The 12,905-nt window shown below is 49.5% G+C and carries 6 protein-coding genes; all 6 read left to right on the forward strand.

Annotated features, from left to right (window positions below; genetic code table 11):
• The first annotated feature begins 291 nt into the window (after positions 1–291).
• The gene (locus tag IX84_RS13770) at positions 292–5,775 is read left to right on the forward strand and encodes a T9SS type A sorting domain-containing protein (protein ID WP_081968759.1); all 5,484 of its coding nucleotides are present in this window, start codon (positions 292–294) and stop codon (positions 5,773–5,775) included.
• Positions 5,776–6,021: 246 nt separating this feature from the next.
• The gene (locus IX84_RS13775) at positions 6,022–6,555 is read left to right on the forward strand and encodes an RNA polymerase sigma factor (protein ID WP_044221755.1); all 534 of its coding nucleotides are present in this window, start codon (positions 6,022–6,024) and stop codon (positions 6,553–6,555) included.
• 53 nt (positions 6,556–6,608) lie between these two features.
• The gene (locus IX84_RS13780; protein ID WP_063978271.1) at positions 6,609–7,394 is read left to right on the forward strand and encodes a TetR/AcrR family transcriptional regulator; all 786 of its coding nucleotides are present in this window, start codon (positions 6,609–6,611) and stop codon (positions 7,392–7,394) included.
• 163 nt (positions 7,395–7,557) lie between these two features.
• A complete protein-coding gene (locus IX84_RS13785; RefSeq protein WP_063978272.1) occupies positions 7,558–9,351 on the forward strand; it encodes a peptidase domain-containing ABC transporter in 1,794 nt (597 codons plus the stop codon).
• 5 nt (positions 9,352–9,356) lie between these two features.
• Positions 9,357–10,742 (forward strand): HlyD family secretion protein, encoded by a 1,386-nt coding sequence (locus tag IX84_RS13790; RefSeq protein ID WP_044221758.1) that lies wholly within the window; start codon positions 9,357–9,359, stop codon positions 10,740–10,742.
• A 1-nt stretch (position 10,743) separates the two neighbouring features.
• Positions 10,744–12,192: a TolC family protein gene (locus IX84_RS13795; RefSeq protein ID WP_052516005.1), complete on the forward strand. Its 1,449-nt coding sequence runs from the start codon at positions 10,744–10,746 to the stop codon at positions 12,190–12,192.
• The last annotated feature ends 713 nt before the right edge of the window (positions 12,193–12,905 follow it).

Here is a 12,905-nt window from a genome sequence, read left to right on the forward strand (position 1 = left end):
CAGTACAGGTGTTCAAACAGTACCTTCCTCCCCCCATAGTAGTATTGTTTGTACCCAGACAGTAAGCACACACTTGGACAAATTCAGACACTAAAGAATGGTGACCGTACAGGCAGCCTCTTAGCCGTTGAAGCGGTCTTAGAAGTGAGGTACGAGGTTAATCCTCATCTTTCTAACATCAAAATAGAAAGGAATTTGTCATATATGTTATAATTTGTTAAACCAGTATTGCAGGGGATTGTAAGACATATATCTTTACAATCGAACTGATGATTCGCATCTCGTGAAATTATGAAGACGTCCGGCACCGCGGTTTTTAGCGTGTTTTGTTATGCATTGGGGCTCGTTTTGCTCCTCTGCACAACAGCGTGGTCCGTGCCTGCCCACGGAGGGCCGGCGGAAGTATCCCGGGCCGAATCCATCCTGTCTGATTGCGAATCAGATACTACTGCCCCGGTCATCGTTTATCCGGCTGCCGGTTTGCACGCGACCATTGAGGGCTGTAACGCCGGGCAACCTGCGGTTTTCTTCTTTTCTATTACGGTAGCCGATGATTGCGACCCCAATCCTGTACTTGATGTGGAGTTTTCAAATGATGATACCGCCAGCTTATCCCTTAGCAATCCTTACGGCAATCACTTTTTGCTTACGGCTCTGCCGGGCAGCTACGAAATTACCATTACAGCGTCTGATACTGCCGGGAATGGCCGGCAAGAAATTTTTGCCGTTGAGGTGGGGCAGGAGCCAGTGCCAGGTACAAGCTACGGCTGCAATGACACCATCATCGTTACACTTGATGAAGCATGTCAGCGCTTAATCACGCCGGATATGCTTCTGGAAGGGGATATTGGCTGTCTCCCGGCGGAATACTTCGATATACAAGTCATAGATGAGGTGCCGGGCAATGGGCCGGTAGTGGATGGGACAGGTACTTATCCGGTAGAGCTCAACCCTCAGCAAGTAGACGCTGTTGCAGGGTTTACGCTATCGGCTGACCCTGGGTTCTGGCTGTTATCCAATCGGGATAGTGCAGCCACCCGCTTTTCGGCAGATACGCTTTTTCAGTCCGTAAACGCATCTGGCGGTTGGTCGGCAGCAGTCCTTCCGATTGATTTTGGAGGAGTACTTCATTTTGACTGGGCAACATCCATTGAATTGGCAGACTCTGCTACCTTTAGTATTCAGGTACTGAATCCCGATGGCACGGTCGCCATTGAAAACCTTTACAACAATTCTGATGCGGGCAGCTTTGAAAGCCCGGTCACTCAGGGGCAGGTTCTTGTTCTGAATCTGGTTTCCCCAGGCGTGGCAGAGCCTATCCCTGCCTTCAGCGCCTTTGTTACTAATTGGAATGTAACGCTGGATGATCTTGACCTGAGTGCGGCTTTTCCCTGTTGGGGAATGGTCGTCGCCCGGGATCAGACGCCTCCTTCCATCACCTGTCCGCCCGATACCGACGCGGCAACGATTATGCAGACCGCTCAGCAACTGACTGGCGCCATTACGGCTCAAAGCCCAACCATTAATGTGAATGTCCACTCCTGCCTTTCCGGAGATTTGCCAGTCAGCGGGGACCGTTTCTACGATGTGATTGTCTTTGAAGTAGACCAACCGGGCATCTTTACGTTTTTTCTTAACACTACATTCTCCGATGGTGGCGGGCACATGGCCCTCTTTCAGGGAGGCTTCAGCCCACTGAGCCCGTGCAGTAGCATTTTGGCGCAACATGATTTCCCGGCCTCTCCAAACCCTTTCAACGGAAGCAACGACCCCTACGTAAGACTGTCGCTTCCGCTGGAGGCCAATCAGCTTTATTATCTTTTTACCACTACGGATACACCCGGCGCTACCGGAAACTATACGTACACGATTTTTCCTGATGGCAATGGCTTGCTTAGTGGTGCTACTGAGTTGGTGTTGCCGTTTACGCAAACCCTGTTCTGCGAAGACCTGTTTTTCATCCAGGAAACTGACAGCCTGCACTGGACAGGCACCCCTGAAATATCGGACAACTGCGGGCCTGTTAACTTTTCTTTTGAGGATGACCTGGAGCAATCAGGCGACTGTGGCGCGTTGAGTATCCTGCGGACCTTTACCGCTGTGGACGGTTCCGGAAATGCCAGTTTATGCACCCAGCAAATTGACTTGCGCCGGCCCGGAGTGGGGGATATATCACTACCGCCTCAGACGTTCCCCATTGATTGTAACTTAAATTATCCGGTAAACGGTATGGGCAATCCCTCCCCCAGCCTTACCGGCTATCCTTTTTTGCTGACAGTGCAGGGCGCCCGGGACCTGGACCAGGTGTATTGCAACCTGGGGGCAACTTACAGCGATGGCCCGGCTATTCCGGTCTGCGAAGCATCCTTCCAGTTTTTACGGACCTGGGAAATAATAGACTGGTGCGACCCGGCCAGCTCCTTTACCTTCGGGCAAATTATTAAAATAGGAGACTTTACCGCGCCTTTGTTGGACTGTCCGGCACAGGACACTGATGGCGATGGCGTGGATGACGCACTGATATTCCCAACCCAGCCTTTTGAATGCACTGGAGCTTTTGCAGTACCCTTACCGGAAGTAACCGATAACTGCTCGGGTTGGGAAGTGTTTACCCAGGTCGTAACCTTCCGCGATAGCATAGTGCATAGTGCCTCAGGCTTGCCTGTAGACACAATAGAGATCGAAGAGGTGCTGGCCACTATTCCCAATGATGCGCCCAACCGTTTTGTCTCCGGAATCCCTACAGGTTGTCATGCTTTCCGCTACCTGGTGACCGATGCCTGCGATAATCAAATCGAACAGTACTGTACCTTCTGTGTGGAAGACCGCACAGAGCCGGTTGCGGATTGCAATGAGCAGCTCAATGTATCCCTGACTCATGACGGTTTCGTACGCCTTCTTGCGCCAAGTGTAGATGAGGGCAGCTGGGACAACTGCGCCGTTGAGCAAATGGAGGTTCGCAGGCTGATCACCAAAGGCCCAGGCTGTGCAACGGTGGATTCTACCTACTCTGACTGGGCACCCTATGTAGATTTTACCTGCTGCGATATTGATTCGCTTGTGCTCATAGAACTGTTGGTGGTTGATACGGCAGGCAATGAAAATACCTGCTGGGCAGAGGTCCTGATAGAAGACAAAATCCGCCCCAATTGCAGTCCCCCCGGCGATCGGGTCATATCCTGCGATAGCCTGCCCAACGGGTTCGAACCGGATAGCCTGGGCGGGCTTCAGTCCCTGTTTGGCCAGCCTTCTGTAACTGATAACTGCTCGGCGACCTGGGAAGAGCTGGAATCCGAACCTTTGATTGACGAGTGTGGGGTAGGTACTATTGTCCGGCGCTTTCAGGCAGTAGACGCTGCCGGGAATGTGTCAAACACAGCCTGCGAACAGCTCATCACCATAGAGCCTGATCACAACTATGAAATAAAGTTCCCCCGGGATGGCATGTCCAACTGCGGAATACCCAATCCAGATACAATTGAGGTCTTTGAGATGGCCTGTGACTTGCTGGCCGTAAGTGTCACGGATACGATTTTTGCGGCTTCTGGAGACGAGTGCTACAAGCTTTTCCGGACTTACAAGGTGATCAACTGGTGCGAGTACGATGGAGAAAGCCCACCTGTACTGATCCGTCGTGATGAAGATTGCGATGAAATACCCGGAGATGAAGACGTTTGGGTGCTCCGCCGTTCGGACCATGCTTTTGTAGACCGGGACAATAACCACAGTAATAACATACCGGCTGCCGGTACGAAGGGCACTGTGTGCAACGGTCAATCCAACCCTGAAGGTTTTTGGCGGACAGTCGCATCGAACGGGTACTGGCAATACCAGCAGCATGTAAAGGTCTTTGACGATGAAGCGCCGGAAATCCTGTTCATCCCGCCATTAGATGTCTGTAGTATTAATAACGAAACCTGCCGTGCTTCTGCGGAGTACCTTTTTAGTGTATTGGATAACTGCACCCCATCGGACCTGACCATTGAAATATATTATGATGAATACTCCGATGGCACGGTTGATTCCGTTTTTACCGATATTTTTGGAACATATCCCAAGTGGAAGCTTAACGGGGACTGGCCCATAGGAGAGCATGAATTTGAAATCCGGGTGGAAGACGGATGTGGCAACGAGGCTGCTGCTACTATGCCATTCCGAATAGTAGACTGCCTGGCGCCAGTACCCACCTGTATTAATGGTTTGTCTACACCATTGATGCCCGTACCTCCGCAAACGGATGTGGATGGAGATGGAGATTTTGACCGCGGTGCCGCAACTATATTCGCTGCAGACCTGATTGTTTCTCCCTATACAGACTGTAGCGGTCCGGTCACCTACAGTGTCAACAGGGTGGGGGAGCAGCCCGGCCGCGACAAAACGTCCATCATCCTGACTTGCGAAGACCTGGGTGTGGCACTGCTTGAAGTGTATGCCTGGGACAGTGCAGACAACCCCTTCCAGGTACAGCCTGATGGGAGTACCGGTGGCCCCAATTACGATTATTGTGAAACGTACGTGCTGGTCACCAACAACCTGGCCGATTGCAATGCGCCGCTGCCCACCATTGCCGGTGCCATAGAGCGGGAGGATGAATCTCCGGTGTCGGGTGTATCTGCTGACCTTAGTGGCTTCATCAGCCAGTCTGTTCTTACTGATAGTATGGGGGGCTACGCACTCGAAGGGTTGGAACCGGAATTTGATTATACCGTTACCCCTTTCCTCGATGGAGACGACCAGAATGGGCTGACTACCTACGATGTCGTTTTAATTAGCCGGCATATTCTGGGGATCGATCATTTGGATTCTCCCTATCAGCTGATTGCTGCCGATGTCAATAACTCAGGCTCTGTTAGTACACTCGATATCATCCTGCTGCGTCAGGTTATCCTGAGCATCCTTGTGGAAATACCCAATGGGCCCAGCTGGCGGTTTGTTCCGAAAAGCCATCAGTTTGAAGATCCGGCAGATCCCTGGACAGAACCAATACCATATTCAGTAACTTACAATGACTTAGCTGCTTCCCGGCTTGAGGAAGACTATGTCGCTATCAAAATAGGTGATATTGACCTGAGTGCTGTTGCCAGTGCAGCTGGCCCGGTAACTGAAACAAGAAGCAGGCATGATGGTCCGGCAGCCATACTTCACTTTGAAGATGTCATCCTTCCTGCCGGTACTGCGGTGGAGGTGCCCCTGAATAGCGACTGGTCTGGCTTAGCTGGTTGTCAGGCACTTTTAACTTTTGATCAGGAGGTCGTGACCTTGGAAAACGTGGCGCCTGGTACGCTGGGTGAACCGTTTTTCCATCAGGCATCCGGCCGCTTAGCCATGAGCTGGAATGGCGACACTCCACCCGAAAACGACACACCATTACTCTATTTGACCCTTCGGGCTAAGCGTACGGTACGGTTGTCGGAAGTGGTATTCCTGGACGCTCAAAGCGTGCATCCGGAGTGCTATACCCAATCGCTGGTCAAAGGCCCCGTTTTCCTGGCGTATAAAGAGACTGAATCAGAAGGCTATGAACTGGAGATTTTCCCAAATCCTTTCGGACAGCAAGCCACGGTCCGCTACTATGCTTCCACAACCGAGCCTGCCCATTTGTCAATTCTCGATCAGCAAGGGCGGCTGATATGGGAAGGATGGCAGGCGCCCTCTTCTACCGGTTGGCAGGAGTGGGTGCTCAATGAGCAGCTATTGCCCTCCAACGGGCTGTATTTCCTCCGGCTGAGTAATAGTGGGCAAGTGTTGTCCCGTCGTATTTTGAAATCAGATTAGAGCTTTGCTATCACAAGGGATAGTCAAACCGCCCTGCGTGCCAGGAAGGCACGCAGGGCGGTTTTGTATGTAGAGCTACAGTAGCTGCTATAGCCCTATCGTGCGCCCTGTTTTACACTATTTGTAATTTGTCTAAAAAAAAGTTTCCAGATTTCAACCAACTGTGGGCAGGAGTGTTATATTTGCATCTGTAATAGTTTTACTATTGTGTAATGGAGTTAAACTTGTTTAAAAAATCGTAGCCCTATGTCACAGATCGAGTTTACTGAGTCATTCTGCCAGTTTCGCCCCATGCTTTCCTCCTTCGCATTTCACCTCACCAAGAATGAGGAAGAAGCGCAGGACCTTTTACAGGATACAGCATACAAAGCGTTTAAGTACCGCAGTATGTATAAGCCGCACACTAACCTCCGGGCGTGGCTGATGACCATTATGCGAAATACCTTTATTAATAACTACCGTCAGAAGAAGCGCCGTCAAACGCTAAACGACAAGACACCAAACAACTACTTCCTGAATAGCGGGGGGCGCATAGTGCTTAACGGTGGCGAGTCAACGGTGACAATGAAGGAGCTCTACCGTTTGGTAGACGGCCTCGAAGACTGGCTGAAAGTGCCCTTTTTGATGCACTATCAGGGTTTTAAATACGAAGAAATTGCTCAGGAGCTCGATATTCCCTTAGGTACGGTCAAAAGCCGGATCTTCTTTGCACGTAAGAAACTACAGGAAGGACTGAAAGGTATGTATCAGTCTCAAAACCTGAACGAATTATTGAACTAAAATGGCTGTAGGCAAGTCATTACTACTGAACCTTTCATCAACTTGAAATCCAAATGGCTCTGCTATCTATCGAGTTAAAGATCAACGAAAAGCTATTCAAAAACGACCCGCAGCGAACAGACCTGGGGCGTAAAATCCTTCAGTACAGCGTCATTATGATCGATGAGCTTGGGCTGGAGCGGTTCAACTTTAAAAAACTGGCGCAGCGTATCGGGTCTACAGAAGCGTCTATTTACCGTTATTTTGAGAATAAATACCTCTTATTGATCTACCTGGTCAATTGGTATTGGGAATGGATGCGCTTTAGGATTGATCTCAAAACGATGGAAATAGATGACCCGATCAAGAGGTTGCGCGCAGTAATTAGTTGTATTGTAGATACAGCAAAGCGAAATACAACTGTGGCGTTTATCGATGAGGATATCCTCCACAGAATTGTAGTGGCAGAAGGCACCAAGGCATACCATAACAAATCGGTAGATGCTCAAAATCAGGACGGCTTTTTCTCCTCTTACAAAGAGCTTTCCAGAAAAGTCGCTGACGTTATCCTGGAAAACAATCCTGACTTTCCATATCCCAGGGCTATGGCTTCCAATATTCTGGAGATGACTAACAACCATATTTATTTTGCCGAACACCTGCCCAGCCTCACCGAAGTGAAGGCTAACGGAGATATTCTCGCACAAGTGGAAGAACTGATGTTGTACTACATTTGGAAACTAATTTTCCCCCCAACCGTTCAGAATACTGAACAAGCAAAGCAAGTACGGATCAACCAACAAGTTTTGACTCCGGAAAGGTGGAGTGTTGACATAGTGACCAATGGGTTGCAACATTAGCAACAGTTGCAGGTCTTTACAAATATGGAGCATTTGTTTTGCCTGAAGGGCTGAACAAACACTTGCCTAGCTTGCTCTAACGACGCGGGACAGTCCTTAATCATCATGCATCGCTGCTGCAACGGCTACGCCAGTACGTAGCAGCTTTCAAAATATTTTTAGAATGGCTGATTATGGTTCTTCGAAACCATTGCAGCGGTTTTTCCGCTTGCTGGAACTCGACAAAAAAGATATCTATTACATATATGTCTACGCAATTTTTGCCGGGCTTATCACTCTGAGCCTTCCGCTTGGCGTACAGGCTATCATTGGCTTGATCGCGGGAGGGTCGCTGTCCGCGTCCCTGGTTATACTTGTAGCGGTGGTTACTCTGGCTACGGCACTTTCCGGCATCTTAAAAGTGATGCAGCTGACGGTAACGGAGACCATTCAGCGGCGTATTTTTGCCCGTTCGGCTTTTGATTTCGCCTACCGTATACCGCGTATAAAGCTTGATGAGGTGGTCCGGTTTTACCCGCCGGAACTGGTCAACCGCTTTTTTGATACGCTCTCCGTACAAAAAGGGGTGCCCAAAATCCTGATGGACTTTTCCACTGCAGTTCTCCAAATCCTTTTTGGGCTCATCCTGATTTCTTTTTATCACCCTTTCTTTGTCTTCTTCGGGCTGGCGTTGATCGTCATCTTGCTGGCCATCATGCGGGTGACCGGCCCCGGAGGGCTCAAAACGAGCCTCAAAGAGTCGAAGTACAAGTACGAAGTAGCTTACTGGCTGGAGGAAATCGCCCGAGCCATGAATACCTTTAAACTGGCAGGCGGTAATTCCTTTTCCCTAAATAAAACCGATGGCCTGGTTTGCGATTACCTGGATGCCCGGAAGAAGCACTTTAAAATTTTGGTCTTCCAATATGGCAATATCGTTGCTTTCAAAACTATCATTACAGCCGGGCTTTTGTTTTTAGGGGCCTACCTGGTGATTGATAATCAGATTAATATTGGGCAGTTCGTTGCGGCGGAGATTGTGGTTATCCTGGTTATGAATTCTGTGGAGAAGCTCATACTAAGCATGGAGACCATTTATGACGTTCTTACAGGGCTGGAGAAACTTGGTGCCGTTACCGACCTGCCGATTGAGGAGGAAGAAGGCCGGCTTTTCGAGCAAATTGACACCGGTAAAGGCATTGCGCTCAACCTGGAGAAGCTGACCTTCAAATTCCGGGATTCCGAGAAGAATACGCTGGATAACCTGAACCTAAAGATCAAAGCCAATGAGCGCATTTGTATCGCTGGCTACAACGGTTCGGGCAAGTCCACCCTGCTGCAGATTATGGCGGGCCTGTATACTGATTTCAAAGGCAGCATTTCCTACAACGGTTTCCCGGTACGAAACATCAACATACATAGCCTGCGGCAACAAATAGGCGATTATTCTGCTCAGGAAGACATCTTCCGGGGCACCATTCTGGAAAATATCACCTTTAGTTGCCCCGATGTACCATTGAAACGAGTAGTGGAAGTCGCGAATCAGATCGGGTTGAGTACTTACATTGACAAGCTCCCCAAAGGCTATGAGACTATGCTTCTGCCTGAGGGCAGCAACGTCACCCAAAGTATACGTACCCGCATTATTCTGGCGCGCTGTATCATTACCAGCCCGCGCATGCTGGCCGTGGAAGGTTTCTTCTACGGCATTGAGCAGGGCGACCGCGAGATGATTTCGGACTATCTTACTTCTAAAGATCACGACTGGACTATGGTCACCGTAACGGATGACCCTGTTTTGGCTTCCCGCTGCGACCGGGTCATCGTCATGAAAGAAGGGCAGATCGTACAATCCGGGACATTTGAAGAGATTGAGAAGGGGCCCCACTTTTACAATATTTTTACAAGAACTGACGCAGCACGGATTCACGGCAATGGAGTGGGGACGCCGCATCAATCTGCTGAATCAAACGCTTAACTGATATGTTGAATATATCTGATAATACCGTCAATCAGGAAGTAGAGTTCAGCCGGTTCAATTCTTTCAAACGGACTGTGCTGTCTAATGCCAACCGGATGTTTACCCGCTGGCTGTTATTCACGCTTTTCCTTGTGATTGTGTTCTTATTCCTGCCCTGGACTCAAAACGTGCAGTCTAAGGGCAAGGTCACCACGCTTCAGCCCGGACAGCGGCCGCAGACCATACAGTCCACTATTGCGGGCCGTATTGAGAAGTGGTATGTTCGGGAAGGGGACTTAGTCAGGCGGGGAGATACGATTGTATTCCTTTCGGAAATTAAGTCTGAATACTTCGACCCCGATCTTGTACCCCGCACCAATCAGCAGGTGAAAGCAAAGGAAGGAGCCATTAATTCCTACAGTGACAAGGTGGTGGCCCTGGAGCAGCAGATCGAAGCCATGAAGTCAGAGCTGGAATTCAAGCAGCGGCAGCTTAGGAATAAAATTCTTCAAACAGAGGCCAAACTTAACTCTGCAGAGGCAGATTACGCACAGGCTATTGTGCAGGATTCTATCGCTAAACGGCAGTTCGTCCGTTCACAGGAGCTGTTCGACAAAGGAATTGACAGCCGGACCAAAGTGGAGGATAAACAGTCGAAAGTTCAGGAGACCGAGAACAAAGTTATTTCTGCCAGGAACAAGGTGCAGGAGGCCCTTAATGAACTGGAGAACGCCAGATTAGCACTAAATACGGTGCAGTACGAATACAATCAGAAAATCGCAAAGGCAGAGTCTGACAAATTCAGTACGAGGTCCATGATGTATGATGCTGAGAGTAGCGTGAACAAACTGCGTATTCAAGCATCAAGTTACGAGTTTCGCAGTCAGTTTTATTACATCGTAGCCCCCCAGGATTGCTACATCACCAAAGCTATTACTCCTGGTATTGGCGAAACGGTGAAGGAAGGAGGAGATATTGTAACCATCATGCCGGCCGACTATGAACTGGCTGTGGAACTCTTCGTGAAGCCTATGGACCTGCCCCTGATCGAACTTGGGCAGGAAGTCCGCTTCATTTTTGATGGCTGGCCAGCATTCATATTTTCCGGCTGGCCCGGGCAGTCCTTCGGTACTTACTCCGGCAGTGTGGTCGCTATTGACAATATGATTAGCAAAAACGGTGAGTACCGCATTCTAGTGGGAGCAGACCCCGGCGGTAAGCCCTGGCCGGAAGCCCTACGCGTAGGCTCAGGCGCTCAGGGTATTGCGCTGCTCAATAACGTGCCGCTCTGGTACGAAATATGGCGCCGCCTCAATGGGTTCCCGCCAGATTACTACGATGCGGAAGATGGTGATATGGGAGATGGGGAGGATGTCAAAATGAAAGCTCCTGCAAAATCAATAAAATAAAATGAGATTGAGATTCATCCCGACGCTTTTATTGCTGATGCTATTTGGCATGGTAGCCGGAGCGCAACCGGCTGACAGTGCGCAGGTGCTCACCGCTGATCAGTACTTGTCCTGGGTGGCGAGTTACCATCCGGTGGCGCGGCAGGGGCGTTTGCTGAATGTGCAGGCAGAGGCTTTGGAGCGGCTGGCCCGGGGCGGGTTCGACCCTAAGCTTTATGGCGACTGGGATCAGAAAAACTTTAAGGAAAATGAATATTTCGCATTTGGGGAGGCGGGCGTAAAAATCCCTACCTGGTACGGTATAGAGCTGAAAGGTGCTTATGCCGTTGCTGATGTGGACGCGCTCTACCAAAACGCAGAGCGCACCGTGCCGGATGTAGGGCAGGCGATATTAGGCATTAAGGTGCCCCTTGGCCGTAACCTTATTATCGATGAACGCCGCGCTGCCCTGGAACAGGCCAAGATCATGGCGGGTGCGAACGTGGCGGAACAGCAGGGAATGGTTAATGATCTGCTCATGGAAGCGGCGCAAGTATACTGGGACTGGAGTGTAGCATTCAATCAGCTGATCATCTTCGATCGCGCACTGGTTATTACTGTAGAACGTTTCGAGGGGATAAGGCAGAGCTTTCTGGCGGGGGATTTGCCGGCGATTGATACGCTTGAGACTATGATTCAGGTGCAAAACCGGCAATTTGACTACAATAATGCCTTGATTGAGTACCGGAATGCGACCCTTAAACTGTCCAACTTCCTCTGGACCGAAGCAGGCGAACCTCTGGAAGTGACCGATGGGGTCCGGCCTTTACTGCTGGAAGAGCTTTCACCCGACCCTGTTCCAAATACGCGGCAACAGCTTTGGCAGGATGCCCGGCAAATACACCCGGATCTTTTGAAGTACCGGTTCAAGCTACAACAGTATGATGTAGATCGGAGGCTGGCCCTGGAGCAGCTTAAGCCACGCCTGGACTTCGAATACAACTTCCTGGGCGAGGGGACCAACTTCCTTCCTGGTTCTACAACAGACAATGGCATTACGCAGTTAGTGGGGCAAAACTATAAGTGGGGTGTACGTTTCGACTTCCCGGTATTCCTGCGTAAGGAGCGGGGCAAGCTGCAATTGACGCGTATCAAAATACAGGATACGGAATACACCCTGCAGCGTAAGCAGCTTGAGGTGGAAAACAAGATCAACAACTACTATAACGAGCAGGATAACTTTATCGCTCAGATTGAGCTCTACGAAGGTGCTGTTCAAAACTACAATACCCTGCTTGAGGCAGAATATATCAAGTTCGAACTGGGGGAAAGCTCCATATTTCTGGTTAATTCCCGTGAGCAGAAACTCATTGATGCGCAGCTCAAGTTGACTGAGCTGAGGGGGAAGTTCCACAAGACCCGGCAGAAACTTCAATGGGCGGCTGGTCAACTGGGGCTGATGGCTAACTGATGAATTCCCCAAATCAGGGTATCATCCTGGTTCAATAGATTTCCATTTCTAATTAGGTTCGTTGTCATACAGGGGCACCTCCAAATATGTTTTCAGGTGCCCTTGGCAATGGCCGTTCTCCGCTGTACTCATTTCGTACATTTCAGCTTACCATGTGAACAAGTTCCAAAAAAAGCGCCACGGCAAAAGCCGCAGCGCCTTCAAATTCCCCATAAATAATCCTAAATGCGCTGTCAAATATCAAATAGCAGGTAATCTGTAGCAGGGTATTCCATTGTTCATACTTGACAGAGGACTAGACCGGATACAGCCTGTATAACTCAATATTTTAAGTGCTGACTCCTTACTTTTAGCGTCGCTTCCGCCTTACTGCGTTGATTCAGATTTCACCGTGGCGCCTTTATCCACGATTCGTCAGGCATCGCCTGCGTTTAGCTTCGCGCCTATTTCCTGATTCCGGCCCTGGAAGCCGAAAAAACAGTGGCGTTATATTGTTACAAATCTCATCTTGTCAGGCTATACCGATGAGTTGTAAAAAAAACGGCAAAAAAATACTTGTGTAAATCGGTTTGAAGGAATGGATAGCGAGGAGTGTCGAATGCATATTTGTTTATGTTATGCAGCCTTTTGAACAAGTTAAATAATGCTCCTGCTTGTAGATACAAATCACGCACAGAATGCCGTGATTCCCATGTTTTTTAATCGGACAATTA

It is taken from the genome of Phaeodactylibacter xiamenensis (assembly GCF_000759025.1).
Lineage (GTDB): Bacteria > Bacteroidota > Bacteroidia > Chitinophagales > Saprospiraceae > Phaeodactylibacter > Phaeodactylibacter xiamenensis.

Coding starts and splice junctions, on each gene's coding strand:
- IX84_RS13780 (WP_063978271.1), top strand. CDS start 6,609: ATGGCTCTGCTATCTATCGAGTTAAAGATCAACGAAAAGCTATTCAAA.
- IX84_RS13775 (WP_044221755.1), top strand. CDS start 6,022: ATGTCACAGATCGAGTTTACTGAGTCATTCTGCCAGTTTCGCCCCATG.
- IX84_RS13795 (WP_052516005.1), top strand. CDS start 10,744: ATGAGATTGAGATTCATCCCGACGCTTTTATTGCTGATGCTATTTGGC.
- IX84_RS13785 (WP_063978272.1), top strand. CDS start 7,558: ATGGCTGATTATGGTTCTTCGAAACCATTGCAGCGGTTTTTCCGCTTG.
- IX84_RS13770 (WP_081968759.1), top strand. CDS start 292: ATGAAGACGTCCGGCACCGCGGTTTTTAGCGTGTTTTGTTATGCATTG.
- IX84_RS13790 (WP_044221758.1), top strand. CDS start 9,357: ATGTTGAATATATCTGATAATACCGTCAATCAGGAAGTAGAGTTCAGC.